Source organism: Pseudomonas sp. BN417 (genome assembly GCF_029871205.1).
Lineage (GTDB): Bacteria > Pseudomonadota > Gammaproteobacteria > Pseudomonadales > Pseudomonadaceae > Metapseudomonas.
Genome location: NZ_SSOJ01000080.1, coordinates 83,666 through 107,962 on the forward strand (window position 1 = coordinate 83,666; position 24,297 = coordinate 107,962).

At 66.4% G+C, this 24,297-nt stretch carries 24 protein-coding genes; 11 read left to right on the top strand and 13 right to left on the bottom strand.

Features of this window, described 5'->3' with window-relative positions:
* Position 1 precedes the first annotated feature (1 nt).
* Positions 2–925 carry a LysR family transcriptional regulator gene (locus E8F11_RS09215; protein WP_280288534.1) on the top strand — a complete coding sequence of 308 codons (924 nt, stop codon included), beginning with the start codon at positions 2–4 and terminating at the stop codon, positions 923–925.
* Between the two features lie 135 nt (positions 926–1,060).
* Here E8F11_RS09215 and E8F11_RS09220 read toward each other — a convergent pair whose 3' ends face one another.
* The 4 genes from E8F11_RS09220 to E8F11_RS09235 all read right to left on the bottom strand — a co-directional run bounded on the left by E8F11_RS09220 (position 1,061) and on the right by E8F11_RS09235 (position 5,479).
* Positions 1,061–2,413, bottom strand: coding sequence for a glutamine synthetase family protein (locus tag E8F11_RS09220; protein ID WP_280288535.1), 1,353 nt, complete (start codon positions 2,411–2,413; stop codon positions 1,061–1,063).
* A gap of 25 nt (positions 2,414–2,438) precedes the next feature.
* A complete protein-coding gene (locus E8F11_RS09225) occupies positions 2,439–2,996 on the bottom strand; it encodes an XRE family transcriptional regulator (protein ID WP_280288536.1) in 558 nt (185 codons plus the stop codon).
* A 36-nt stretch (positions 2,997–3,032) separates the two neighbouring features.
* On the bottom strand, positions 3,033–4,322 hold the full coding sequence (locus E8F11_RS09230; protein ID WP_280288537.1) for an FAD-binding oxidoreductase: 1,290 nt from the start codon (positions 4,320–4,322) through the stop codon (positions 3,033–3,035).
* Between the two features lie 245 nt (positions 4,323–4,567).
* Positions 4,568–5,479 carry a LysR family transcriptional regulator gene (locus E8F11_RS09235; RefSeq protein WP_280288538.1) on the bottom strand — a complete coding sequence of 304 codons (912 nt, stop codon included), beginning with the start codon at positions 5,477–5,479 and terminating at the stop codon, positions 4,568–4,570.
* A gap of 102 nt (positions 5,480–5,581) precedes the next feature.
* Here E8F11_RS09235 and E8F11_RS09240 point away from each other — a divergent pair, with 102 nt between their 5' ends.
* The 3 genes from E8F11_RS09240 (at position 5,582) to E8F11_RS09250 (ending at position 8,269) form a co-directional block, all read left to right on the top strand.
* Positions 5,582–6,787: an MFS transporter gene (locus tag E8F11_RS09240; protein WP_280288539.1), complete on the top strand. Its 1,206-nt coding sequence runs from the start codon at positions 5,582–5,584 to the stop codon at positions 6,785–6,787.
* A gap of 25 nt (positions 6,788–6,812) precedes the next feature.
* Positions 6,813–7,613 carry a 2,5-didehydrogluconate reductase DkgB gene (gene dkgB, locus E8F11_RS09245; protein WP_280288540.1) on the top strand — a complete coding sequence of 267 codons (801 nt, stop codon included), beginning with the start codon at positions 6,813–6,815 and terminating at the stop codon, positions 7,611–7,613.
* 95 nt (positions 7,614–7,708) lie between these two features.
* Complete coding sequence (locus E8F11_RS09250) at positions 7,709–8,269, top strand: tetratricopeptide repeat protein (RefSeq protein ID WP_280288541.1); 561 nt, start codon at positions 7,709–7,711, stop codon at positions 8,267–8,269.
* A gap of 208 nt (positions 8,270–8,477) precedes the next feature.
* On the opposite strand, the gene E8F11_RS09255 is transcribed toward E8F11_RS09250, so the two are convergent.
* Both E8F11_RS09255 and E8F11_RS09260 read right to left on the bottom strand, forming a co-directional pair.
* A complete protein-coding gene (locus tag E8F11_RS09255; RefSeq protein WP_280288542.1) occupies positions 8,478–10,604 on the bottom strand; it encodes a TonB-dependent siderophore receptor in 2,127 nt (708 codons plus the stop codon).
* Between the two features lie 104 nt (positions 10,605–10,708).
* Positions 10,709–11,653: an AraC family transcriptional regulator gene (locus tag E8F11_RS09260; RefSeq protein WP_280288543.1), complete on the bottom strand. Its 945-nt coding sequence runs from the start codon at positions 11,651–11,653 to the stop codon at positions 10,709–10,711.
* A gap of 164 nt (positions 11,654–11,817) precedes the next feature.
* Between E8F11_RS09260 and E8F11_RS09265 the strand changes: the two genes are divergently transcribed.
* Entirely contained in the window at positions 11,818–12,690 is an 873-nt protein-coding gene (locus tag E8F11_RS09265) for an NmrA family NAD(P)-binding protein (RefSeq protein ID WP_280288544.1), read from the top strand.
* A 25-nt stretch (positions 12,691–12,715) separates the two neighbouring features.
* Here E8F11_RS09265 and E8F11_RS09270 read toward each other — a convergent pair whose 3' ends face one another.
* Positions 12,716–12,970 (bottom strand): DUF2790 domain-containing protein, encoded by a 255-nt coding sequence (locus E8F11_RS09270; protein WP_280288545.1) that lies wholly within the window; start codon positions 12,968–12,970, stop codon positions 12,716–12,718.
* Positions 12,971–13,197: 227 nt separating this feature from the next.
* Between E8F11_RS09270 and E8F11_RS09275 the strand changes: the two genes are divergently transcribed.
* Together E8F11_RS09275 and E8F11_RS09280 are read left to right on the top strand one after the other, a co-directional pair.
* On the top strand, positions 13,198–13,935 hold the full coding sequence (locus E8F11_RS09275; protein ID WP_280288546.1) for a tellurite resistance TerB family protein: 738 nt from the start codon (positions 13,198–13,200) through the stop codon (positions 13,933–13,935).
* Positions 13,936–13,996: 61 nt separating this feature from the next.
* Positions 13,997–15,109, top strand: a complete 1,113-nt coding sequence (locus E8F11_RS09280; protein WP_280288547.1) for a CapA family protein — start codon at positions 13,997–13,999, stop codon at positions 15,107–15,109.
* Between the two features lies 1 nt (position 15,110).
* Here E8F11_RS09280 and E8F11_RS09285 read toward each other — a convergent pair whose 3' ends face one another.
* The gene (locus E8F11_RS09285) at positions 15,111–15,560 is read right to left on the bottom strand and encodes a YMGG-like glycine zipper-containing protein (protein WP_280288548.1); all 450 of its coding nucleotides are present in this window, start codon (positions 15,558–15,560) and stop codon (positions 15,111–15,113) included.
* A gap of 191 nt (positions 15,561–15,751) precedes the next feature.
* Here E8F11_RS09285 and E8F11_RS09290 point away from each other — a divergent pair, with 191 nt between their 5' ends.
* The 3 genes from E8F11_RS09290 to E8F11_RS09300 all read left to right on the top strand — a co-directional run bounded on the left by E8F11_RS09290 (position 15,752) and on the right by E8F11_RS09300 (position 19,111).
* On the top strand, positions 15,752–16,228 hold the full coding sequence (locus tag E8F11_RS09290; RefSeq protein WP_280288549.1) for an Lrp/AsnC family transcriptional regulator: 477 nt from the start codon (positions 15,752–15,754) through the stop codon (positions 16,226–16,228).
* 391 nt (positions 16,229–16,619) lie between these two features.
* On the top strand, positions 16,620–18,302 hold the full coding sequence (locus tag E8F11_RS09295) for an NAD(P)/FAD-dependent oxidoreductase (RefSeq protein WP_280288550.1): 1,683 nt from the start codon (positions 16,620–16,622) through the stop codon (positions 18,300–18,302).
* Between the two features lie 14 nt (positions 18,303–18,316).
* On the top strand, positions 18,317–19,111 hold the full coding sequence (locus tag E8F11_RS09300; protein ID WP_280288551.1) for a carbon-nitrogen hydrolase family protein: 795 nt from the start codon (positions 18,317–18,319) through the stop codon (positions 19,109–19,111).
* 283 nt (positions 19,112–19,394) lie between these two features.
* On the opposite strand, the gene E8F11_RS09305 is transcribed toward E8F11_RS09300, so the two are convergent.
* The gene (locus E8F11_RS09305) at positions 19,395–19,619 is read right to left on the bottom strand and encodes a hypothetical protein (protein ID WP_280288552.1); all 225 of its coding nucleotides are present in this window, start codon (positions 19,617–19,619) and stop codon (positions 19,395–19,397) included.
* Between the two features lie 351 nt (positions 19,620–19,970).
* On the opposite strand from E8F11_RS09305, the gene E8F11_RS09310 reads away from it, so the two are divergent.
* Positions 19,971–20,468 (top strand): endonuclease, encoded by a 498-nt coding sequence (locus tag E8F11_RS09310; protein WP_280288553.1) that lies wholly within the window; start codon positions 19,971–19,973, stop codon positions 20,466–20,468.
* A 45-nt stretch (positions 20,469–20,513) separates the two neighbouring features.
* On the opposite strand, the gene E8F11_RS09315 is transcribed toward E8F11_RS09310, so the two are convergent.
* From E8F11_RS09315 to E8F11_RS09330, 4 genes are all read right to left on the bottom strand, one after another.
* The gene (locus E8F11_RS09315; RefSeq protein WP_280288554.1) at positions 20,514–20,891 is read right to left on the bottom strand and encodes a DoxX-like family protein; all 378 of its coding nucleotides are present in this window, start codon (positions 20,889–20,891) and stop codon (positions 20,514–20,516) included.
* A 4-nt stretch (positions 20,892–20,895) separates the two neighbouring features.
* Positions 20,896–21,366, bottom strand: coding sequence for a DUF2269 domain-containing protein (locus E8F11_RS09320; protein ID WP_280288555.1), 471 nt, complete (start codon positions 21,364–21,366; stop codon positions 20,896–20,898).
* Positions 21,363–22,487 (bottom strand): saccharopine dehydrogenase NADP-binding domain-containing protein, encoded by a 1,125-nt coding sequence (locus tag E8F11_RS09325; protein WP_280288556.1) that lies wholly within the window; start codon positions 22,485–22,487, stop codon positions 21,363–21,365. Before E8F11_RS09325 ends, E8F11_RS09320 begins: the two co-directional genes overlap by 4 nt.
* A gap of 182 nt (positions 22,488–22,669) precedes the next feature.
* Positions 22,670–24,297 (bottom strand): acyl-CoA dehydrogenase C-terminal domain-containing protein (locus E8F11_RS09330; protein WP_280288557.1); only part of this gene is annotated, 1,628 nt, incomplete at its 5' end.

The window sequence follows — 24,297 nt, forward strand, 5'->3', positions numbered from 1 at the left end:
CATGCTCAGCCAGCTCCATGACCTCGATCTCCAGTTGCTGCGGCTTTTCGTCTGCGTGGTGGAAAGCGGTGGCTTCAGCGCCGCCCAGGGTGAGCTGGGGGTGGGCCAGTCGACCATCAGCACGCAGATGGCCAAGCTGGAGACACGCCTGGGCTTCCGCCTCTGCGAGCGCGGCAAGGCGGGCTTCCGCCTGACGCCCAAGGGCGAGCAGGTGCTGGCCGCCACGCGCAAGCTGTTTGGCGCCATCGAGACCTTCAAGGGCGAAGCCCGGGGCATGGCCGACCTGCTCCTGGGCGAGCTGCGCATCGGCCTTTCCGAGGCCCTCGACAGGCAGGTGCTGCAACGCCTGGGCGCAGCCATCGGGCGCTTCCGCCAGCGCAACCAGGCGGTGCAGTTCGAGCTGATCAGCGCCATGCCCGCCGAGCTGGAACGCCGCCTGTTGCAGGACCAGCTGCACCTGGCCATCGGCTACTTCTCCCGTGGCCAGGCAGCACTGGATTACCAGCCGCTGTTCAGCGAGCAGCAGCGGCTGTTCTGCGGCTTCGGCCATCACCTGTTCGAGCCTGCCGAGGTCAGCCTGGAGGACCTCGCCGGCTGTGACCTGGTGCAGCATCCCTATCGCTTCGAGGAAGCGCGGCAACCCTTCGCCAGCGGCCCCAGCAGCGCCCGCACGGAGCAGGTGGAATGCAGCCTGGCGTTCGTGCTCTCGGGGGCGCATATCGGCTACCTGCCGGAACACATCGCCGCGCCCTGGGAGGCGGCCGGGCAGCTACGCGCGCTGTTGCCGCAGGAGACGGGCTACCACGTGCAGTTCAACCTCGCCCACCATCGCGGGCGGCAGCCGAGCGAGGCGCAGGTGGCGTTCGTGGAGGACTTGATTGCAGCGTTCGGGGCGGACGCCCTCTCCCCCAACCCCTCTCCCTGAAGGGAGAGGGGAGCTTGTCCGTGCAACGGGTAAGTCTGAAGCCCCGCATCACTCGTGCGCCGCCGGCAGACTCCGCTCATTCAGGCGCGAGTCACCCCTCTCCTCTTCAGGGAGAGGGGCCGGGGGTGAGGGTCGTCACATGTACCAGCGGTACTCCCGCGCGCTGACCTCGTTCATGAAGTCCAGGTATTCCTGGCGCTTGTTCTCGCAATAGACCATCACGAATTCGCTGCCCAGGCCCTGGTTCACGGCCGGGTGGCTGCGCATGGCGGTCACGGCGGTGAGCATGTCCGTGGGGAAGTCGATGCCACTGGTACGGTCTTCGTTGAGCGGCGCGATGGGCTCGCGGGCGGCGTCCAGGCCATGTTCCATGCCGGTGAGGATGGCGGCCAGCACCAGGTAGGGGTTGGCGTCGGCGCCAGCCAGGCGGTGTTCGATGCGCAGGTTGCGGCCATCGGACTCGGGGATGCGGATGCACGCATCGCGGTCCTCGAAGCCCCAGCTGGCGCGGCTGGCGGCGTTGACCATGGCGCCGTAGCGGCGGAAGGCGTTGTGGTTGGCGGCGAAGATCGGCATGCAGTGCGGCAGCAGGTCGAGGCAACCGGCCACGGCATGGCGCAGCGGACGCTGCTCGTCGGCGGCCAGCAGGTTGTTGCCGTCACGGTCGTAGAGGCTGACGTGCACGTGCATGCCGCTGCCCGGTGCCTGCAGGTAGGGCTTGCTCATGAAGCTGGCGCGCTGGCCGTGCTTCAGGGCCACGCCACGGGTGCTGCGGCAGAACAGGGCGGCCCAGTCGGCGGCCTTGAGGCCGTCGTCGCAGTGGCCGAAGTTGATCTCGAACTGGCCTGGGCCCAGTTCGGCGGTGATGACGTTGGCGGCGACGCCCTGCTCATTGGCCGCCTCGACCATTTCATGCAGCACGCTGGAGAAGCGCGAGAGGCGCTCGATGTGCATGTTCGGCTGGTCGTCCTCGTCCTCGCAGAGCGGGTCGCGGGGGAACTGCGGCAGGCCATCCTGCAGCTTGCGGTCGAACAGGTAGAACTCCAGTTCGAAGGCCACCACCGGGCGGATGCCGCGTTGTTCCAGGCGTTGCAACACTCGCGCCAGCACTTCGCGCGGCTCGAACTCGATCGGCGCCTCGGTGCCGTCCGAGGTGATCAGCATCTGCCCCAGGGGCTCCTTCTCCCAGCGCACCGGCTTGAGGGTACCGGGTACCAGGCGGCGCGGCGCGTCCGGGTCGCCGTCGGCGAAGCAGTAGTCGCCGATGGGGTAGAGCCCGCCCTGGGTACCCAGCAACACGCAGTTCTGCGGCAGCTTCAGCGGGCTGCCGGCGGCCACCTTCTCCAGCATGTCCACGGGGTAGCGCTTGCCGTAGAAGTGGCCGGGGATGTCCAGGCAGATCAGGTCGACGTAGCGGATTTCCGGGTACTGGGCCCGGAAGGCACGCACTTCGCTGAGCAGGTCGGGGTACTGGTTCGTTGTTGTCATCACTGCGGTCCTGCGGGTTCTCGCTTCAGGTGAAGACCCAAAGCACCCGCGTCGGTTTGTCGGAAAGATTGGCGTAGCGGAACTGGGCGTGGGGCGGTAGCTGGAAGCTGTCGTTGGGGTAGAGGGTCACGGGCCTGTCGTCATCGCCGTACCACAGCGTCAGCTCGCCTTCGAGCACGAAGCCGCCCTGTTCGGAGCTATCGTCCAGATGACCCTCGCCGCTGGTGGCCCCGGGCGCCAGATGGCTCTCCAGCATGGAGAAGCCGCCGGACATGGTGGGCGAGGCCAGCACGTCGGTGATGCCGCCGGCGTAGTACAGGGTGCGGCGCTCGCCGGGGCGGGTCACCCAGGGCGTCCCGCGCGGTTTGCTCAGGCTGTAGAAGTAGGTCGTGGGCACGCCCAGGGCTTCGCTGATGGCGGTGAGGTCCGCCACGGTCGGACGCGACAGGCCGCGCTCCACCTGGGAGAGGAAACCCACCGAACGGTCGATGCGCGTGGCGAGGTCGCCCAGGGTCACGTTCTTGTGCTTGCGCAGGTCGCGAATCAGGATCGCGAGGCCTTCGATTTCGTCTTGCTTGTCCATGGGCATCTCCTGCTGCCGGTCTCGAAAGGCGCGACCTTAGATCACATCCCGCAACCGGTAATAGGCTTTGCCTGCTGCCTCCAGCGGCGCCGCCAGCAGCGAGCCGCCCGGGAAGCGCGGGTTGCCGATGGCCTGGTAGAGATCCAGCAGGTCGTCATCGCCGAGGATGGCATCGCTCACGGCCTTGGCGCCCGCCAGCGTGGGCAGCACCCCGTGGCCGGAGAAACCCTGCAACCAGTAGCGCTGGCCGCTGCGGCCGATGTCCGGGGTGCGTTTCATGCTGACGTCGATATGGCCGCCCCAGCCGAACTCGATGTCCACGCCTTCGAGCTGCGGGAAGACCCGCTCCAGGTAGGGCCGGGTGGCCGCCGGCACGTCCTTGGGCAGGCCGCCCAGGTAGGTGCAGCCGCCACCGAACAGCAGGCGGTGGTCGGGGGTGAGGCGGAAGTAGTCGGGGACGAACTGGTTGTCGATCACGCAGCTGTTCTTCGGCAGCAGCGAGCAGGCCAGTTCCGGGTCCAGCGGCGCGGTGGCCACCTGGTAGGAGCCCACCGGCAGCAGGCGGCTGGAGAGCTGGCGGTCGAGGCGGTCGACATAGGCGTTGCAAGCCAGCACCAGCACCTCGCCGCGCACTTCGCCCTTGGCGGTGCGGGCCACGAAGCCGTGCGGGGTTTCGCGGTATTCCAGCACCTGGCTCTGTTCGTAGATGCGCCCACCGGCGGCCTCGATGGCAGCGGCCAGGCCCTGGGCCAGCTTCAGCGGGTTGAGGTGGGCGGCCTCCGGGTCATAGAGGGCGGCCTGGAAGCGCGGGCTGGCGATCCACTCGGGCAGCTCGTCGCGGGCGATCAGGCGCATCCTGTCGTAGCCCCATTTGTGGATGGCGTCTTCCTGGGCCTCTTCCAGCAGCTTCACGCGACGCGCCTGCACCGCGGTCCAGAGGCTGCCGACGCGGTAATCCACGTCGAAGCCGTGGCGGCCCGGCAGCTCGCGCATTTCCTCGGCGGCCCAGCGCATGCTGTCCCAGAGGCGGCGGGTCCGTTCCAGGCCCAGGGCCTTCTCCAGCGGGGGCATATCGCAGGACCAGCCCAGCAGTGCTTGCCCGCCATTACGCCCCGAGGCCGCCCAGGCCACCCGGCTGGCCTCCAGCAGTGTCACCCGCTTGCCGGCCAGGGCCAGGCGCAGGCCGGTGTGCAGGCCGCTGAAGCCGGCGCCGATGATCAGGATATCGGTGTCTTCACTGCCCGCCTGGGCCGGCCGCAGCGGGATGCTGCCGGGGTAGGTCTGGGCGTAGTAGGTGCCGACATGCTGGGCGGACTGCTTGAACATGGGAGCCTCGTGAATATTTCAAATTGAAATTTCATGAAAATTTACACGATAGAATTCACAAAGCCAAGGGCGAATGTTTGAAATAAACAACAGAAATAGCATTAACCCGCATCGAAAGCGGCCTTCACAGCGTCAAGGTGAATGAAATTACGGACAGACGGCAGCCCTGCGAGCTGCGTGGTAATTGATGAGCTTGGGACTTGGCGAATGAATTCGCCACGCCTAGGGTGGCGCCGGTACCGGCCTCAGCGTTTCCGCTCCGCCCAGGCTTGTTCCTTCAAGCACCCCGCCACGTAATCGAGGAAACAGGCGATCCGCGATGCCAGGGCGGTATTGCGGTAGTACACGGCGTGAATCGGCTGGCGCACGTCCACGGTGTCGGCGGCGAGTATCTGCACCAGCTCGCCGTTGGCGCGGTCGGCCTGGGTCATGAAATCCGACAGGCAGGCCAGGCCCGCGCCGGCCAGGGCCAGTTGGCGCAGGGTTTCGCCGCTGGAGGCCTTGATCGAAGGTGTGATCTGCAGGCTGTCGCCCAGGGCATGGCGCAAGGGCCAGTGGTTAAGGCTTTCCGGTTGGGTGAAGCCGAGCAGGCTATGAGCTTGCAGGTCCTCCACCTGATTCGGCGTGCCCTGAGCCTTGAGGTAGGCCGGGCTGGCCAGCACGCGGATGCGGCTGCTGCCGAGTGGCCTGGCGTGCAGGGTGGAGTCGCGCAGGGTGCCGATGCGGATGGCGACATCGGTGCGGTGCTCGATCAGGTCGATGATCTGCTCGCTGCTGTGCAGCTCCAGTTCGATCTCCGGGTAGCGCTGGCGAAAGCCCGCCACCAGCGGTACCAGCACGTGCAGCATGAAGGGCGACGCGGCGTTGACCCGCAAGCGTCCGGCGGGCTTCTGCCGGCGCAAGGCCATCTGCTCCTCCGCCTCCTCGACCTGGTCGAGGATTCGCCGTGCCTGGGCAAGGAAAGCCTCACCTTCTTCGGTCAGCTCCAGCCGCCGGGTGGTGCGGCGCAGCAGCGTGACGTCGAGCTTGTCCTCCAGCCGGCTGAGGGCGCGGCTGACGCCCGAGGCGGTCTGCGCCAGTTGCTCGGCCGCGGCGGTGATCGAGCCGGTGTCCACCACCGCGGTGAAGGCTTGCAGCTCGTCCAGGGTGGTTTTCATTCGTGACTCCCGGGCAAATATCTTTGGCTTGATACCCGGTTTTTCCGCATGAGTCGAGTGGCGACACTGTGCGCCATCCAATCTCTAGCGGAGCCACCCACCATGCCCCTCGCCCTGCTGGCGCTGACCTTGAGCGCCTTCGCCATCGGCACGACGGAGTTCGTCATCGTCGGCCTCATCCCCACCATCGCCGCCGACCTCGGCGTCAGCCTGCCCTCGGCGGGCCTGCTGGTCAGCCTCTACGCCCTGGGCGTCGCCGTCGGCGCACCGGTGCTCACCGCCCTCACCGGCAAGTTGCCGCGCAAGTGGCTGCTGCTGTCGCTGATGGTGCTCTTCACCCTCGGCAACCTGCTGGCCTGGCAGGCGCCGGGCTATGAATCGCTGATCGCCGCGCGGCTGGTCACAGGCCTCGCCCATGGCGTGTTCTTCTCCATCGGCTCGACCATCGCCACCAGCCTGGTGCCGAAGGAAAAGGCCGCCAGCGCCATCGCCATCATGTTCACCGGCCTCACCGTGGCCCTGGTCACCGGCGTGCCGCTGGGCACCTTCATCGGCCAGCACTTCGGCTGGCGCGAGACCTTCCTCGCCGTCTCCGCGCTGGGCGTGATCGCCTTTATCGGCAGCCTGATCTTCGTGCCTTCGAACATCGCCCACAGCAAGCCGGCCTCGCTGCTGCAGCAGGTGAAGGTGCTGAAGGAGCCGCGCCTGTTGCTGGTCTACGCCATGACCGCGGTCGGCTACGGCGGCAGCTTCATCGCCTTCACCTTCCTCGCGCCCATCCTGCAGGACATCAGCGGCTTCAGCGCCGGCACCGTGAGCCTGGTGCTACTGGTCTACGGCGTGTCCGTGGCGGTGGGCAACATCTGGGGCGGCAAGCTGGCCGACAAGCGCGGCCCGATCAGCGCCCTGACCCTGATCTTCCTGCTGCTGGCCGCCGTGCTCTTCGCCCTCACCTTCACCGCCGCCAACCCCTGGCTGGCCCTGGCCACGGTGCTGGTGTGGGGCGCCGTGGCCTTTGGCAACGTGCCCGGCCTGCAGGTCTACGTGGTGCGCCAGGCCGAACACCACACGCCGCATGCGGTAGACGTGGCCTCGGGCCTGAACATCGCCGCGTTCAACCTCGGTATCGCCGGCGGCGCCTGGCTGGGCGGGCACATCGTTGCCAGCCTCGGGCTGATCCACACCGCCTGGATCGGCGCCCTGGTCGTGCTGGTGGCCGTCGCCCTGACCGCCTGGAGCGGCCGCCTCGATCGCAACACCCCCGAGCTGGAAACGAGCGGTGGCGCCACCCTCGTTGTCGGCCACTGACTTTCCACTGAACAGGAGATTACCCATGCGCATTCCCGCACTCGGCCTCGGCACTTTCCGCCTCAAGGACCAACAGGTCATGGACTCGATCCGCAACGGCCTGGAACTGGGCTACCGCCACATCGACACCGCACAGATCTACGGCAACGAGTCCGAGGTCGGCCAGGCCATCGCCGAAAGCGGCGTGGCCCGTGACCAGCTTTTCGTCACCACCAAGGTATGGACCGAACACCTCGCCGCCGACCGGCTGATCCCCAGCCTCGAAGAAAGCCTGGCCAAGCTCGGCCTGGAGCAGCTGGATCTGGCCCTGATCCACTGGCCCAGCCCCGACGACGCCATCCCGGTGGCCGAGTACATGACCGCCCTGCTGGAGGCCAAGCGCCGCGGTTTGGCCCGGCAGATCGGAATCTCCAATTTCACCATCGCCCATATGCAACAGGCCATCGATACGGTCGGCGCGGATGAGATCGCCACCAACCAGGTGGAAGTCCATCCCTTCCTGCAGAATCGCACGCTGGTGGACTTCGCCCGCAGTCGCGGTATCCACCTCACCGCCTACATGCCGCTGGCCTACGGCAAGGTAATGCAGGACCCGGTGATCCAAGGCATAGCCGCCGCCCATGACGCCACCCCGGCCCAGGTGGCCCTGGCCTGGCTGCTGCAGCAGGGCTTCGCGGTGATCCCCTCCTCCACCCGTCGCGAGAACCTGGCGAGCAACCAGCTTGCACTGGACCTCACGCTCAATGATGCGGAGATGGCTGCCATCGCCGGCCTGGATCGCGGCGAGCGTCTGGCCAATCCGGACTTCGCGCCGAACTGGGATTGATCGTCTCGCGATCTTCAGGCCGCTGCGTAGGATGGGTGACGGGGCAGGCGTATGCATCTACCCTCCTCCCTGACCTGCCAGGGAGAAATCAGCCCATGTCCTTCCACCGCGCCCTGCCGCGCTTTTTCTGCATTGCTGCGCTGGCCCTGCTCGGGGCCTGCGTCCAGCAGCAACAGCCAGCCGCCCCGCCGCCGGCCGGCCAGCCCCAGGCGCCCAGCGCCCCCACCCAGCCTTCCCCGGAAGCCAGCGAGCTGGACAAGCTCCGCGAACAGGCCCTGCGCGGCGATCTCGAGAGCCAGTTCCAGCTCGGCGGCCGCTACTTCGTCGGTAAGCCGCAGAAGGACCTCAAGCAGGCCGAGTACTGGTGGAAACAGGCCGCCGACAAGGGCCACGCCCAGGCGGCGGTGAGCCTGGCATTCCTCTACACCGGCCGCGCCGATCCGGCATTCGCCGACCAGCGCGCCATGCTCAAGTACCTCAACCAGTCGGCCGCCGCCGGCAACGCCATGGCCCAGCACGTGCTCGGCAGCATGTACGCCCAGGGCGTGGAAGGCGTGCCGCGCGATCCCTACCAGGCCCGCGCGCTGTTCCAGAGCGCCTGCGACAAGCAGTACGCGGCGAGCTGCGAAGCGCTGAAGCGGCTGCCGGCGAATTGATCGACCACCGGGCACACGCTCGTATGTTGGTGCTGTTGTGGGGGCGAATTCATTCGCGAAGGGCAGCGTAGCTGCCCCCCTCCGCCCTCGGCGGGCAGACCTGCGGTCTGCATAGCGACTGAAGTCGCCCCCACAAAAGCCATTCACGTCCTCGCCCGCAGAAGCGCAAACGCCCGGCATTGGCCGGGCGTTTGCGTTGGAGCAGAAGTCAGAACCTGTAGTTGGCGCTGAGCTCCAGGGTGCGCGGCGCGCCGGGGGTGATCAGGTCCACCGAGCCGTGGGCAGAGGCGTAGTAATTGCGATCGAACATGTTGTGCAGGCGCAGCGCCATGTCCCATTGCGGCACGTTGTAGAGCAGCGCCGCGTCGAAGGTGGTGTAGCTGGGCATCACCACCTTGTTATCCAGGGCAGTGAAGCGGTCATCCACGTAGTTGGCGCCCATGCCGAGACGCCATTCCGGGGTCAGGGAGCGCACGACCCAGAGGTTGGCGCTGTTGCGCGGGGTCAGGGTCGGCACCTGGCCTTCGTTGGGCACGCCATTGGTCTTGCTGTTGGACTTGGTGATTTCCGCATCCAGGTAGGCGTAGCCACCATACACATTCCACTTGTCGGTGATCTGGCCGCTGAAGGTGGCCTCGAAGCCATCGGTGCGCTGCTCGCCTGCGAGCACTGTGAGGCTCGGGTTGGCCGGGTCGGCTGTCTTCATGTTGGTGCGCTCGAGGCGGAACACCGCCGCGGTGACCGACAGGCGGCTGTCCAGCAGGTCCCACTTGGCACCCAGCTCGTAGTTGGTAGTTTTTTCCGGCTCCAGATTCTCGGTAGCCGGACTGAGTTGGAACACTTCGGCCGAGGGCTGGTAACTGCGGCTGACCGAGACGTAGTAGGACTGGATCTGGTCCGGCTGATACACCAGGCCGGCACGCGGGCTCCAGGTCTTGTCGGTGCGGTCGAGGTCGACATTCTGCACGCGCCTGTCGTCGAACTCCTGGCCGAAGATGTCATAGCGCACCCCCAGCAACGCTTTCCACTGGGAAGTCAGCTCGATCATGTCCTGCACGTAGAAACCGGCGGTTTCCTGGTAGTTGGTACCCTTGGCGCTCAGGGAGTTGGCGTGCTCCGGCACCGGCACCAGGCCGTCGCGGTACACCGGCACCTGGGCCACGTTGTTCTGGTTGAACGTCCGCTGGTACTTGTCCTGGTAACCCAGCTCCATGCCGTAGAGCAGGTTGTGCTGCATGCCGGCCAGTTGGAGCTGCTGCTTCAGGTCGGTCTGGTTGAACACGCCGTACTCGTCACGGGCGACGTTGCCGCGGTTCAGCTTCACCAGCAGCTCACCATTGGGCGCGGTGACGAAGCGGGTCGGGCTGCTGTCGGCCAGGGTGTTGTTGCGGTCCAGGTCGTAGTGGTAGTAGCGGGTGGCGTTGGTCAGGGTCAGGTTGTCGTTGATCCGGTAGTCCAGGCTCGCGGTGAAGGAGAACACTTCGCTGCGGGCGTAATCCTGGTCCTCGTCGCCGGAACCGAAGCGCTTCTCGCGATCGACGTGCACCGGGCGGTCGCCGAGGGCGGGAATGCCGAAATCGATCAGGCGCTTGTCGTAGAGGTAGGTGGCGCCCAGGTTGAGTTCCAGGTCGTCGGACAGGCGGAAGTAGGCAGAAGGCGCGATGGCCTTGCGGTCGATATAGCCGTCGTCGCGGAAAGTGTCGCTGTCTTCATAGGCGCCGGTGACACGGAAGGCCTTGTCGCGCTGTTGCTCATCGGCCCAGCCGGCATCGAACTGGGTGCGGCGCTTGCCTTCGCTGTCGAAGCTGACGCCGACCTCGTGCTTGGGATCGAAGCCGGGCTTCTTGCTCACGCTGTTGATCAGGCCGCCGGAGGAACCACGGCCATAGAGCACGGCCGCCGGGCCCTTGATCACCTCGACCCGCTCGATGTTGGAGAGGTCGCGGAAGTACAGCGCGTCATCGCGCATGCCATCGATGAACATGTCGCCGATGGCGCTGAAGCCGCGGATGGTGACCTGGTCGCGCTGGCCGTCGCCGTTGGACAGGCCGACGCCGGGCACATTCTTCAGCACGTCTTCCATGGACTGGGCGCCCTGATCCTTGATCACGCTCTCGGGCACCACGTTGACTGTCTGCGGGATATCGCGCAGGGGTGCATCGATCTTCAGCGCGCTCTTGCTCTCGGTGGCCTTGTAGCTCTGCTGTTCATAGGCGCTGGTAACGGCGGTCGCCGGAATGGCCATTACGTCCTTGGTTTCAGCTTGTACGACCGGGATAACCAGCATGCCCAGCATCGGCAGCGATGCCGGATTGATACGCGAGATTGCCACCATGAGCTCCTTATTCGAATAAGAATCAAATGGTAACAATTCTCAATATATAAGGGAATACTGACAAATTCTTATTTAGATTCGTTTGCGCCGATCAGAAATGGCCGTCAGACACGCCGAACAGCCCCCGGCGAAAAACCGTGGCAACGCTTGAAGGCCCGGCTGAAGGCCGCCTCCGACCGGTAGCCAAGACGTTCGGCCAGGCCAGAGATGGCCACTTCGTCTTCCTGCAACCAGCCCAGGGCCAGGTTCATCCGCCAGCGCGTCAGGTACTGCATGGCCGGCTCGCCCACCAGGGCGGTGAAGCGCGCGGCGAAGGCCGAGCGTGACATGGCGGCCGCCTCGGCCAGGGATACCAGGCTCCAGTCTCGCGCCGGATCGCGGTGGATCAGGCCGATGGCGCGGCCGATCTGGCGGTCCTGCAGGGCGCCAAGCCAGCCGGTCTGCGCCGCCGGGTCGCGCTCGATCCAGGCGCGGATGGCCTGGATCACCAGGATGTCGGCCAGCCGCGTCACCACGGTTTCGCCCCCGGGGCGCATGGCGCGCGCCTCATCACGCATGAACCGCAGGGTGCCCTGCAGCCAGTCGCCGTGCTCGGCGCTGGCCGCTTCCACGTGCAGCAACGGCGGCAACAGCCGCACCAGTTGCCGCGCCACCGGATGCTCGAAGCGCACCGCGCCACAGACCAGGCTGGCAGGCGCGCCGCCGCCGCCATGGCGAATGATTTCGTAGCGTTCGCTCAAGCATTCCCGCGGCAGGTCGAACAACTGCACGGCGCTCACACCCGGCGCGCTGAGCAGGTTGTGCCCATGACCATGGGGCACCAGCGCCAGGTCGCCGCCGCGCAGCAGCAGAGGCTCCTGCCCGCCCACCTCCAGCCAACATTCCCCGGCGGTCACCACATGGAACATCAGGCAATCGTCCATCGCCGGCAGCCCGAGGCCCCAGGGCGCGGTGAATTCCGAGGCGCAATAGAGGGTGCCGCTCATGCGCAGCAGGTGCAGCGCTTCGCCGAGGGGGTCGCGGGAAATCCAGGCTTGATTCGGGTCCATGGAAGGCACTCTGCGCCTGCGGGAAACCGATCGTCCAGCGTTCCTGGACGAATAATCATGAATCTTCGACTTCCAATCATTGTCCGTCCAGCCATCTCGAACAAAACTGGACTCAAGCGCGCAGGCATGTGCCGAACCGAAAAGCGCGACCACAGGAGGACGAGATGATCACTGTAATGGGCGCCACCGGGCACACCGGGAAACGAATCGTCGAGCAACTGCTGCAGGCCGGTGAGCGCGTCCGCGCGCTGGGCCGTTCGGCCGAGCGGCTGGCGGAACTGCAGCGAGCCGGCGTCGAAGTGCTGGCCGGCGAGCCGAACGATGCGGCCTATCTCGCCGAGGCGTTCCGCGGCGCCAAGGCGGTCTACACCCTGCTGCCCTACGATCCCTCGGTGGCCGACTACATGGCCCAACAGGCGGCGGTGGGCGAGGCGGTAGTCCAGGCCATCCGCGACAGCGGCGTGCGCCGCGTGGTGGCGCTGAGCAGCGTCGGCGCCGAACTGGCCTCGGGCAATGGCCCCATCGCCAGCATGCACGAGCAGGAACTGCGCCTGCGCGATCTGCCTGGCATCGACCTGCTGATCCTGCGCGCCGGCGCCTTCTTCGAGAACCTGCTGCCGGCCCTGTACATGATCGAGGAACACGGCCTGGTGGCCGATGGCGTGGGCCCGGATGTGCCGGTGCCGATGATCGCCTCGAAGGACATCGCCGACGCCGCCATCGCCGCCCTGCTCGCGCGCGACTGGCAGGGCGTACAGGTACGCGAACTGCTGGGCCAGCGCGATATCAGCTATGCCGAGTGCACGCGCATTCTCGGCGAACGCCTGGGCCGGCCTGAGCTGCCCTATGTGCAGCTGCCCTACGAAGAAATGGCCGGGGGGCTGCAGGAGGCGGGCTTCTCCGCCGATCTGGCCGGGCGCTATGCGGAGCTGGCCCGGGGCATCAACGAAGGCACGGTGAAATCCCTGGAGGGGCGGCGGCCGGGAAATACCACGGCGACGTCTTTCGAGGATTTCGTGGCGGAGGTGGTGGGGTAGGAAAACTGCTGCGAAGCGACCTGCGTCAGCTATTGGCGCAGGCGCTGGATTCCTTCAGGTAGGTCACGGACTTCTCTACGCCGTTGGAGTCGATGTAGGTCATCTTCGCCTGCACGGTTTCGCAGGTGAACGAGTTGGGCTCATCGATGGAGATGACGCGGGCGACATCCAGCGGCATGCCATAGCTGTAGGGAATCGCTTCTGCCGACTTGGCGGCGAAGGCGCCGGTGCTGGCCAGGCCGGCGAGCAGCAGGGCGGTAGTGGCGATCGTGCGTTTCATGGAAGTGCTCCTCTGTTCGTTCGGGAGGCCGGGGCATCGGCTGGCGATGCATTCAGGGCCCTTGGTGCACATGAGACTCCAGACGCGGCGGGCGAAAAAGACGGCTTTGCTGAAAGGGCCTTTCCGTCGGATGCAACAATCTCCGCCAGCCCGACGGTCATGCCCGGGCGCCTCACCCGGTCTATCGTTCCCAGACCGGACGACGGCCGCCAGGCGAGGGCGCTGCCATGAACACCAGTGATCTGCTCGAACAACTGCTGCGGGCCGGCCAGGCCGGGGCGGCGCAACGGGGTGCCGCCGGGATGGCGTCGCAAGACCCCCTGGGTGGGCTCGGCGGGTTGCTGGGCGGCCTGATGGGAGGCGGTGGTGGTGGCGGCAATGCCGGGCTGGGTGGATTGCTCGGCGGCATCCTCGGCGGCGGCACGGGTGGCAGCCCGATGGGCGGCGGCTCGATGGGTGGCAGTGGAACGCGCTCCGGCGCAATGAACTACGCCGCGCTGGCGTCCCTCGGCATGATGGCTTTCAAGGCCTATCAGGCCTGGCAACAGCAGCAGGCCACGGAACCGCAACAGGCACTGCGCACGGTGGACCAGCTCTCCGGAGCGGAGGCCGATGACCACAGCCTGGCCATCCTGCGCGCGCTGATTGCCGCAGCCAAGGCCGATGGCCGCATCGACGAGCAGGAGAAGCAGACGATCTACGCCGAGATTTCCCGCCACACCGACGACCCGCAACTGCAGGAATGGCTGGACCAGGAAGTGCGCCGCCCGCTGGACGCGGCCGAGGTCGCGCAATCGGCGCAGGATCCCGGCATGGCCGCGGAAATGTACCTGGCCAGCGTGATGCTGGTGGATGACCAGCAGCAGGCCGAGCGCAGCTACCTGGATGAGCTGGCCTATCAGCTCAAGCTCGATCCGGACCTGCAGGCCCACCTGGAGCAGCAGGCCAGGGGCGGAGCCGCCTAGCGGATGCTGCCAAGCACGCCATCCCGGGATTAGTCTGTTGCTGATACCCGGGAGGTGGCCGATGCCCGCTGCAGCCCAGAGCCTCAAGCTGTTTCTCGCCGGCGACGTGATGACCGCGCGCGGCATAGACGCGGTGTTGCCGCATCCCGGCGACCCGCGGCTGCACGAGCCCTACCTCAAGGATGCCGGCGGCTATGTGCGGCTGGCCGAGCGGCTGCACGGCCCCCTGCCCCGCCCGGTCGATTACGCCTATATCTGGGGCGATGCGCTGGAGGATCTGGAGCGGCGCCGCCCCCAGGTGCGCCTGATCAACCTGGAAACCGCCGTGACCCGGCGCGGTCGGCCGGAAGCCAAGGGCATCAACTACCGCATGAATCCTGCGAACTTCCCTGCCATCCTCGCGGCGGGCATCGACTGCTGCGTACTGGCCAACAACCATGTGCTGGACTGGGGCCGGGAAGGTCTCGCCGATACCCTGGCGACCCTGGCGCGCAGCGGCATCGCCTGCGCCGGCGCCGGGCGTGACCAGCAGGCCGCCGAGGCTCCCGCCGTCCTCCCCCTGGCCGATGGCACGCGCCTGCTGGTATTCGGCCTCTGTACGCCTGACTGCGGCGCTCCAGCCAGCTGGGCAGCCATGACGCGGCGATCAGGCGTCGCGCACCTGCCCGACCTGTCAGCGCAGAGCCTGGAGGCGCTGGCCGAACGCTTCCGCGCGCACAAGCGTCCCGGGGACCGGGTGATAGTGTCCATCCACTGGGGCGGCAACTGGGGTTTCGAAATCCCGCAGGAGCAAGTGCGCTTCGCCCACGGACTGATCGACCAGGCCGGCGTCGACCTGATACACGGGCACTCCTCGCACCACATCAAGGGCCTGGAGCTGTACCACGAGCACCTGATCCTCTATGGCTGCGGCGACCTGCTGAACGATTACGAAGGCATCCAGGACTACGGCGTCTACCACGGCGAACTCGGCCTGCTCTACTTCCCCACCCTCGACGCCGACGGGCGCCTGCTCGCCCTCGACCTGGTGCCCACGCACATCCACCGCTTCCAGCTAGGCCACGCCGGGCGGGAAGAGCGCCGCTGGTTGTTCGAGACCCTCGGGCGGGAATGCGCCAACCGCGGCTGCAGCCTGCAGCCGGGGGCGGGGCATAGCTTCGCGTTGAGCTGGTAGCTCAGGGCGTGACCTGGTAACCGCGCTGCTGCAGGCAGCTGGTGTAGGCCGAGCTGGACGCACTGCTGGACTGGTCGGCGGCGCGACGGTCCTGCCGGCGATCCTGGCGCTGACGCGAACCGCCCACCACGGCGCCGGCCACAGCGGCATCCTTGGCACGCTCCTGGCGGTATTCCTGCTGCACATCGTCGCTGATCCGGTCATAGTCGTTGCTACGCGCCTGCCCGACCGCGGCCCCCGCCACGGCGCCCGCGGCGGCACCCCGGACGCGGCCGCCGGTCTGTGGCGTGGTGGTGGTCGTGGTGCTGCCGGCCTGGGCCTGGCAGTTGGCGATGTCCTGCTGGACCTGTTGCGACGTCTGGCCCTGCAAGGGCACGACGGTTTCAGCAAGGGCAGGCAGGCAGAGGAGTGAGCCGAGCAACGCCCAGCGGCAGGAGGAGGAAATGCTCATGGTGCGACTCTCGAATGGATGAGTGGGCTGTGGCTGGCGCGGCGCCGGTCACGTTGTGTTCAGTCTGGTCGCCCGCGAACGGCTCGGTCCAGCGGCCGACCAGCGGGAGTCGGGCTTCATCCGGGCGACGTCCTTCAGGTAGCCTTGCGCACCCGCTAACCTCTTTGCACCGCCCAGCGCCGAGTCCCTCCATGTCCGACCTCCATCCCGCCGCCCTCGACGAAATCGATCGCCAGCTGATCGCCGCCCTGCAGATCAACGCCCGCGAGAGCGTGGCCATGCTGGCACGGCGCCTGGGCATCGCGCGCACCACGGTGACCTCGCGCCTGGCGCGGCTGGAGAAGGCCCAGGTAATCACCGGATATGGCGTGCGCCTGGGCCAGCGCGTGGCCGATGGCGGCCTGCAGGCCTATGTGGGGATCACGGTGAAGCCGCGCAGCGGCAAGGAAGTGCTGCGGCGCCTGACCGGCATGGCCGAGGTCCAGGTGCTCTGCGCGGTGAGCGGCGAGTTCGACTACGTGGCCTGGCTGCGCGCCGACTCGCCGGAACGGCTGGACCATCTGCTGGACCTGATCGGCGGCGTCGACGGGGTGGAGAAGACCACCACCTCGATCATCCTCAGCTGCAAGCTCGACCGCGGGCAGCCGCTGGCGCCAAGCGCCCCGTAGGTTGGGCTTCGCTCCGCTCAGCCCAACCTACAGTTCTGCATCACGGAACAAGCCCGGCCGGTGGGTAGGGTGAAAATCCGCAAGACGGATTTCCACCGACCGGAGGTGCCGGGGGTGCCTGTGCAAGCCGACGGGAAGAGCCGGTGGAGCGGAGAAGCGTGGTCCACCCGCCGCCACCTGGAAAGAACCTGCCGGCAGACGCGCGCTACGCTGATGGATAGTCCAATTCGCGGCATATTCGTCATTCTGCAAATAATCCTCGTCGCTTTGCATCGCATGACTGCCAAATGACGACACTCTGCGTCTTATGGACGAAACGGACGCTCCCTAGAATGGCCCCAACGCTGTCCCACGCCGGCAGCTCCCTTCGATCCCGCCTTCAAGGTCCAGCATGAACAACAACAATCGCCACCCCGCCGACGGCAAGAAACCCATCACCATCTTCGGCCCGGACTTCCCCTTCGCCTTCGATGACTGGATCCAGCACCCGGCTGGTCTCGGCAGCATTCCCGCCGAGCATCACGGCGCCGAGGTGGCGATCGTCGGCGCCGGCATCGCCGGCCTGGTCGCGGCCTATGAGCTGATGAAGCTGGGCCTCAAGCCCGTGGTGTACGAAGCCTCGAAGATGGGTGGCCGCCTGCGTTCGCAGACCTTCGAAGGTACCGACGGCATCACCGCCGAACTTGGCGGCATGCGCTTCCCCGCCTCCTCCACCGCCTTCTACCACTACGTGGACATGCTCGGCCTCAAGACCCAGCCCTTCCCCAACCCGCTGACCCCGGCCTCGGGCAGCACGGTGATCGATATCGAGGGCAAGACCTACTACGCCGAGAAGCTTTCCGACCTGCCGGCGCTGTTTCAGGAAGTGGCCGATGCCTGGGCCGATGCCCTGGAGGACGGCGCCCGCTTCGGCGATATCCAGCAAGCCATCCGCGACCGCGACGTGAAGCGCCTGAAGGAGCTGTGGAACAGCCTGGTACCGCTCTGGGACGACCGCACCTTCTACGACTTCGTGGCCAGCTCCAAGGCCTTCGCCGAGCTGTCCTTCCACCACCGCGAGGTGTTCGGCCAGGTGGGCTTCGGCACCGGCGGCTGGGACTCGGACTTCCCCAACTCGATGCTGGAAATCTTCCGCGTGGTGATGACCGCCTGCGACGACAACCAGCACCTCGTCGTCGGCGGCGTGCAGCAAGTGCCGCTGGGCATCTGGCGCCACCAGCCCGAGCGCTGCGTGCACTGGCCGACCGGCACCAGCCTGGCATCCCTGCACAGCGGCGCACCGCGTCCTGGCGTCAAGCGCATCTCCCGCGCCACCGATGGCCTTCTCGCGGTCACCGACAACTGGGGCGACACCCGCCACTACGCGGCGGTGCTCACCACCTGCCAGAGCTGGCTGCTGACCACCCAGATCGAATGCGAGGAATCGCTCTTCTCGCAGAAGATGTGGATGGCGCTGGACCGCACCCGCTACATGCAGTCGTCCAAGACCTTCGTGATGGTCGACCGGCCCTTCTGGAAGGACAAGGACCCGCAGACCGGCCGCGACACCCTGAGCATGACCCTGACCGACCGCCTCACCCGCGGCACCTACCTGTTCGACAACGGCGACGACAAGCCGGGGGTGATCTGCCTGTCCTACTCCTGGATGAGCGATGCGCTGAAAATGCTGCCGCACCCGGTGGAGAAGCGCGTGAAGCTGGCCCTGGACGCGCTGAAGAAGATCTACCCGGACGTGGATATCGCCGGCCATATCATCGGCGACCCCATCACCATTTCCTGGGAGTCCGACCCGCACTTCCTCGGCGCCTTCAAGGGCGCTCTGCCAGGCCACTACCGCTACAACCAGCGGATGTACGCGCACTTCATGCAGGGCGAAATGCCTGCCGAGCAGCGCGGCATCTTCATCGCCGGTGACGACGTATCCTGGACCCCGGCCTGGGTGGAAGGCGCGGTACAGACCTCGCTCAACGCGGTGTGGGGCATCATGAAGCACTTCGGCGGCAAGACCTCGGCGCAGAACCCCGGCCCCGGCGACCTGTTCGACGAACTCGGCCCCATCGCCCTGCCGGACTGAGCCAGGAGACCTCCATGCGCATCGCCCTCTACCAGTGCCCACCCCTGCCGCTGGACCCGGCGGCCAACCTCGAACGCCTGCAGCAGCGGGCGAGCGAGGCGGCCAAACGCGGCGCGGACTTGCTGGTCAGCCCGGAGATGTACCTCAGCGGCTACAACATCGGCCTGGACGCGGTCAGCGCCCTGGCCGAGCCCCGCGACGGCCCCTGGGCCGCGCGGGTGGCGGAAATCGCCCGCGAAAACGGCATCGCCATCCTCTATGGCTATCCGGAGCGAAGCGCTGAAGGGGCGATCTTCAACTCGGTGCAGCTGGTCGATTCCCACGGGCAGCGCCTGGGCCACTACCGCAAGACCCACCTCTTCGGCGAACTGGACAACAGCATGTTCAGCGCTGGCGGCGACGACTTCCCGCTGCTGGAGCTGGCTGGCTGGAAGCTGGGGATGCTGATCTGCTACGACGTGGAGTTCCCCGAGAACGTGCGCCGCCTGGCCCTGGCCGGCGCCGACCTGGTGCTGGTGCCGACAGCCAATATGGAGCCCTACGACTTCGTCTGCGAAGTGCTGGTGCGCGCCCGCGCCTTCGAGAACCAGTGTTACCTGGCTTATGCCAACTATTGCGGCGGCGAAGAGGACATCCGCTACTGCGGCCTCTCCAGCGTCACCGCACCGGACGGCAGCCTGGCCGCCGTGGCCGGGCGCGAGGAGGCGCTGATCTTCGCCGACCTCAAGCGCGACAGGCTGGAGGCCTCGCGGGCCAGCATCACCTACCTGAAGGATCGGCATCCGGAGCTCTACCGCCCCCTTACCTGAACCATCCCTGGTGCTGATCCTTGTGCGAATTCATTCGCGAATGGGTGGCAACGCCGCCCCGTAGGTTGGCGCTGAGCTTGCGAAGCCCAACATATCCGGGTCCCGGCATCGTTGGGCTTCGTGACCTCAGCCACAACCTACGATGGGCCTACGGCCCATATTCGCGAATAAATTCGCTCCCACAGGTCCATTCACAGGGAAAGTCATTCCCACAATGAAAAAAACCGCCCCCAGCCGAAACAGCGGGCGGAGAGCGGTTGAGAATCGCTCACAAGGGGAAAATTCAGGTCAGCGCGGCATGCGGCCCGGTGAGGTAATCCAGCAGGCGGAACAAGCTCGCTCCTACCAGGCGCTCGATCGTCGCTTTCGCAATCGGATACCGGAAAAAGAAAAACCTCGCCGAAGCGAGGTTTTGCAGACTGTGTCCCGACATCCCTGATCCGACCGCCATCCTGGCGGAAATCCGGCGTATCCCTGTTTTGCAGTGCGCTTCCTGCGCGACGTCCAATGGCGTGAAGATTAGTCCTGGCCGCAAATGCCCGGAAGCAGCTATAGCCACCAGAGTTTGTAAGCCAATGCTTACACGATTTGGCAATTAGCATAGTTGGGCTTATGGCAACCCGACCGCACAACCAAGCAAGCGATCGTTCTGGCATGGTTTCGCCCCACCGCTGTCGTTAGACTTGTTTTGTCCTACAAGAACAACAGGCCCCGACACGGCGGTCCCCGGGTCCTGACATGCGTCCAGTCGTTTTTGCCCTATCCTGCCTGGCGGCCAGGATCGCCTGCCCGATCCCAAGGCCGCTGTCGAGCAGGCCTTCTGGCAACAGCTCTATACCAATGACGGCACCACTCTCTATTGCGGAAAATCCTTCAGCGCCCCGGCGGCCTGCTCAGCGCCAGCCCGGTGTACAGTGCCAAGCAGATCAAGAGTGCCCTGCGCTGCGTCACCGACAACCAGTGCCAGGTCGCCAACCCGCAATACCCCTATATGCTCGCCGACCTGTACAACCTCTACTCGGACCAATCGCGCATCGAACTGGCACGGCGCAACGGACTGTTCGGCACAGTGGGTGACACCGCGCCGGGCAAGTTCGGTGACTGCGACTTCAATTCCGCCTACCAGCTGGTTGAGCCTCGCGACGCCGCCAAGGGCAACGTGGCCCGGGCGATCTTCTACATGCATGCCGAGTACGGCCTGCCCATGGTCGGGCAGGTGCAGATGTTCCAGCAGTGGAATCTCCTCGATCCGGTGGATGACGAGGAGCTCGCCCGCAACGACCGGATCGAATCCATCCAGGGCAACCGTAACCGCTTCATCGACGACCTAACCCTGGCGGAGCAGTTGAAGCCGTAGGGTGAAAATCCGCGAGGCGGATTTCCACCGCTGGTGGGGGCTCCATCAATCGAACCACGGACCCCGTGCCTGCCGCTGATGCAGCAGCAGGATCAGCGCCAGCACGGGCAGGTTCTTGGTCAGGGGTCCGAAGGGATGGGCCCAGAAGCCGGGATCGACCAGGCTCAGCAGCAGGCTGTAGAGCAGCACTACGGCACCCTGCACCCGCAGGCAGGCGAGCGGCGCCATGCCCGTAAGCAACCAGAGCCCGAGGAGCAGGTCCAACGCGGCCCCGCCATAGACACAGAAATCGGCCAGGACACCGTCGATCCCGCCACTCGAGAGAATGTCGTAACCGATCTGCTGGCCACTGGTGACGGACACGAGTGCGGTGGCCAGCCAGAGGAAGACCAGGGCGAGGCGGGCAAAGGTCCAGGCGTTCATGGCGTCAGACCACGGCCAGGGGCTTGGCCACCATCAGCCAGAGCAGCAGCAGGATGGCGCAGAAAGCCGGGATACCGAGGGCCGTCCAGCGGCCCATCCACTTGCGCAGCTCGGTGTCGGGGCCCCCGGCGAGCATCGCCTTGGCGACGTGGCGCAGGCGGTACTGGATCACCACGACTGGCAGCCAGCAGGCGCCAATGAAGAAGAAGAGCGCCAATGCCGCGAGGAACCAGGGCGAGCCATAGCGGTAGCCGGTGACCTCCATCAGCGCCATGCCGGTGCCGAACTGCAGCAGTACGGCCGGCGCGGTGAACACCCAATCGGCGATCACCACCAGCCGCGCGGTGCCGGCCAGCAGGCGCGGATCGCCGCTGCGCGAGGCCAGCAGCATGAAGAAGGCGATGCCGGCACCGGTGCCGATCAGCACGGTGGCGCCCAGCACATGGAAGAACTTCAGCAGCAGGTAGGCGCTCATCGGCCGACCTTGTGGTAGATACCCAGCGGCGCAGCTTCGGCGTCGAATTCCGCCAGGCTGAACAGCCCCAGGCAAGGCATTGCGCCTCGCTCGGTCAGTTCGCCGCGCAGCAGTTTGCCGGTGAGGATGATGGCCGACAGGGTCGGGATATAGGGCCCGATGCCATGCTCGGCGTAGAGGGTCCAGACCAGGCGCTTGGGCCCCTCATCCGGCCCCCTGCCGATCAGCTCGATGCGCATGCCGCCGGCATCCGTACCGAAGGCCATCAGCGGCTGGCGGGCCTTGAGCATCGCAGCGGCCCAAGGCGACCAGTCGACCACCAGGCCGACCTTCGCAAGCGCGGCCATGGCCACCATGCAGTGGTGCAACAGCGGCAGCTCCAGGCCCGCCTGGAACAGCACGCCGCGCACGCCGGCATAGCGCTCGGGGAAGAGTTCGAGGTCAGGGATGTCGATATTGGCCAGCCAGCGTCGCCCCACGGGACCGCCAAAATTGACGCGCCGGGCGTCCATCCAGCCATGGCGGTCGCGCCAGCGGCCGTCCTCCAGGACCGGAAAGGGATGGCCGGTGTAGCTGAGAATGCCCTTGAGTGTGGCTTCGCCGACCTCGGCCCGGTTACCGGGCGCGATGGCGAAATCGATGGCCTCCAGGCTGGAGAATTCGCCCATGAAGTGGTCGATCACGGTGGAGGACAGCCCCGGCACCGAACTCGCGCCGCTGACCACCAGCACCTGCCGTAACCGGGCCTCGGCATCCAGTCCACGGATATCGCAGACATAACGGCGGCCATCGGCCAGGTCGATGCAGTGGGCGCCCGCCTGGATGCAGGCGCGGGGGACGCGGTAGTCCTGGCCCTGGAAGGGGCCGCTGGTGTGGATGACGATGGTCGGCGCCAGGGCGGCCAACTCGCCAGGGAAGCCGGGCGCATCGATATCCAGTTGCACCGGCTCGAAGCGGGTATTGGAGGCGGCGCTGGGCGCCAGTTCGGCGCAGAGCCGGGTCGCCCGCTCCAGGCTGCGCCCGGCGATCATCAGCTCCAGTCCCGCATGGGCCTTGCCCAGGTTCTCGGCAATCCGCTTACCGAAGTTGCCGTACCCGCCCAGAATCAGCACCCGCGCCATACGCCCGACCTCCTTGTGTGGTGGCACATGGTAATTCAGATGAACGCCAGTCGTAGGGTGGAAATCCGTAAGGCGGATTTCCACCGCGGTGGGGGTTTCGCGAATGAATTCGCCACGCAGTCCCTGCACTTTGAAAAAAGAAAGCCCCGCAAGTGCGGGGCTTCTTGTTGCCGGCGGGCCGTTTAGAACTGCGCGGCGTCGAGCAGGTAGAGCGACTCGCTGCCGGCCTTGACCGAGGCGGTCAGGGAGTGGATGCGCGGCAGCAGGCGGGCGAAGTAGAAGCGCGCAGTGCCGAGCTTGCTGGCGTAGAACTCGTCCTGACCTTCCTTGCCCAGGGCCGCGCGAGCCATCAGCGCCCACATGTAGGCGTAGGCGGTGTAGCCGAACACGTGGAGATATTCCACGGAGGCGGCGCCGATTTCGTTCGGGTTGTTCTTCGCACGGTCCAGGACCCAGGCGGTCAGCTCGTCGAGGTTGGCGACGGCAGCTTTCAGCGGCTGGGTGAACTCGGCCAGATCGGCGGAAGCGCTGTTGGCGAAGGCCTTGATCTCGTCGGCGAAGTGCTGGTAGAACGCGCCGCCGCTGCCCACCACCTTGCGGCCCATCAGGTCGAGGGCCTGGATGCCGTTGGTGCCTTCGTAGATCTGGGTGATGCGCACGTCGCGCACCAGTTGCTCCTGGCCCCACTCGCGGATGAAGCCGTGGCCGCCGAAGACCTGCTGGCCGTGGATGGTGGTTTCCAGGCCGAGGTCGGTGAGGAAGGCCTTGGCCACCGGGGTCAGCAGGGCGACCAGTTCCTCGGCGCGCTTGCGCACGACGGCGTCCTCGCTGAACTTGGCGGTGTCCAGCTGCATGGCGACGTAGCTGGAGAAGGCGCGGCCGCCCTCGTTGGCCGCTTTCATGGTCAGCAGCATGCGGCGTACATCGGGGTGCACGATGATCGGGTCGGCGGCCTTGTCCTTGGCGACCGGGCCGCTCGGCGCACGGCTCTGGATACGCTCGCGGGCGTATTCCACGGCGCTCTGGTAGGAGCGCTCGCCGGAGGCCAGGCCCTGGATGCCGACGCCCAGGCGCTCGTAGTTCATCATGGTGAACATGGCGGCCAGGCCCTTGTTTGGCGCGTCGACGATCCAGCCGGTGGCGCCGTCGAAGTTCATCACGCAGGTGGCCGAGGCCTTGATGCCCATCTTGTGCTCGATCGAGCCGCAGGAGACGGCGTTCTGCTCGCCCAGCGAGCCATCCGCGTTGACCATCACCTTGGGCACCAGGAACAGGGAAATGCCTTTCGGGCCCGCCGGGGCGTCCGGCAGCTTGGCCAGCACCAGGTGGATGATGTTCTCGGTCAGGTCGTGCTCGCCGGCGGTGATGAAGATCTTGGTGCCGCTGATCTTGTAGCTGCCGTCAGCCTGGGGTTCGGCCTTGGTACGGATGATGCCGAGGTCGGTGCCGGCATGGGGCTCGGTCAGGCACATGGAACCGGTCCAGACACCCGCGTACATGTTCGGCAGGTACTTTTCCTTCAGCTCGTCGCTGGCGTGGGCGTTGAGCGACAGGCAGGCGCCGGCGGTCAGCATCGGGTAGAGGCCGAAGGACAGGTTGGCCGCGTTGACCATCTCCTCCACCTGCGCGGAGATCACCTTGGGCATGCCCATGCCGCCGTAGACGGGGTCGCCGCCCACGCCGACCCAGCCGCCTTCGGCGTAGGTCTGGTAGGCCTCGGGGAAACCGGCCGGGGTGCTCACGGTACCGTCCTTCCACTGGCAGCCTTCTTCGTCGCCGCTGCGGTTCAGCGGGGCGATGACGCCGCCGG

Bases quoted from the DNA above. Each gene is read 5' to 3' on its own strand.
- E8F11_RS09300 (WP_280288551.1), top strand. From the start codon at position 18,317: ATGCGCATCGCCCTCTACCAGTGCCCACCCCTGCCGCTGGACCCGGCG.
- E8F11_RS09235 (WP_280288538.1), bottom strand. From the start codon at position 5,479: ATGAAAACCACCCTGGACGAGCTGCAAGCCTTCACCGCGGTGGTGGAC.
- E8F11_RS09280 (WP_280288547.1), top strand. From the start codon at position 13,997: ATGCCCGCTGCAGCCCAGAGCCTCAAGCTGTTTCTCGCCGGCGACGTG.
- E8F11_RS09285 (WP_280288548.1), bottom strand. From the start codon at position 15,560: ATGAGCATTTCCTCCTCCTGCCGCTGGGCGTTGCTCGGCTCACTCCTC.
- E8F11_RS09265 (WP_280288544.1), top strand. From the start codon at position 11,818: ATGATCACTGTAATGGGCGCCACCGGGCACACCGGGAAACGAATCGTC.
- E8F11_RS09255 (WP_280288542.1), bottom strand. From the start codon at position 10,604: ATGGTGGCAATCTCGCGTATCAATCCGGCATCGCTGCCGATGCTGGGC.
- E8F11_RS09215 (WP_280288534.1), top strand. From the start codon at position 2: ATGCTCAGCCAGCTCCATGACCTCGATCTCCAGTTGCTGCGGCTTTTC.
- E8F11_RS09290 (WP_280288549.1), top strand. From the start codon at position 15,752: ATGTCCGACCTCCATCCCGCCGCCCTCGACGAAATCGATCGCCAGCTG.
- dkgB (WP_280288540.1), top strand. From the start codon at position 6,813: ATGCGCATTCCCGCACTCGGCCTCGGCACTTTCCGCCTCAAGGACCAA.
- E8F11_RS09230 (WP_280288537.1), bottom strand. From the start codon at position 4,322: ATGTTCAAGCAGTCCGCCCAGCATGTCGGCACCTACTACGCCCAGACC.
- E8F11_RS09240 (WP_280288539.1), top strand. From the start codon at position 5,582: ATGCCCCTCGCCCTGCTGGCGCTGACCTTGAGCGCCTTCGCCATCGGC.
- E8F11_RS09295 (WP_280288550.1), top strand. From the start codon at position 16,620: ATGAACAACAACAATCGCCACCCCGCCGACGGCAAGAAACCCATCACC.
- E8F11_RS09220 (WP_280288535.1), bottom strand. From the start codon at position 2,413: ATGACAACAACGAACCAGTACCCCGACCTGCTCAGCGAAGTGCGTGCC.
- E8F11_RS09275 (WP_280288546.1), top strand. From the start codon at position 13,198: ATGAACACCAGTGATCTGCTCGAACAACTGCTGCGGGCCGGCCAGGCC.
- E8F11_RS09250 (WP_280288541.1), top strand. From the start codon at position 7,709: ATGTCCTTCCACCGCGCCCTGCCGCGCTTTTTCTGCATTGCTGCGCTG.
- E8F11_RS09325 (WP_280288556.1), bottom strand. From the start codon at position 22,487: ATGGCGCGGGTGCTGATTCTGGGCGGGTACGGCAACTTCGGTAAGCGG.
- E8F11_RS09320 (WP_280288555.1), bottom strand. From the start codon at position 21,366: ATGAGCGCCTACCTGCTGCTGAAGTTCTTCCATGTGCTGGGCGCCACC.
- E8F11_RS09260 (WP_280288543.1), bottom strand. From the start codon at position 11,653: ATGGACCCGAATCAAGCCTGGATTTCCCGCGACCCCCTCGGCGAAGCG.
- E8F11_RS09315 (WP_280288554.1), bottom strand. From the start codon at position 20,891: ATGAACGCCTGGACCTTTGCCCGCCTCGCCCTGGTCTTCCTCTGGCTG.
- E8F11_RS09225 (WP_280288536.1), bottom strand. From the start codon at position 2,996: ATGGACAAGCAAGACGAAATCGAAGGCCTCGCGATCCTGATTCGCGAC.
- E8F11_RS09270 (WP_280288545.1), bottom strand. From the start codon at position 12,970: ATGAAACGCACGATCGCCACTACCGCCCTGCTGCTCGCCGGCCTGGCC.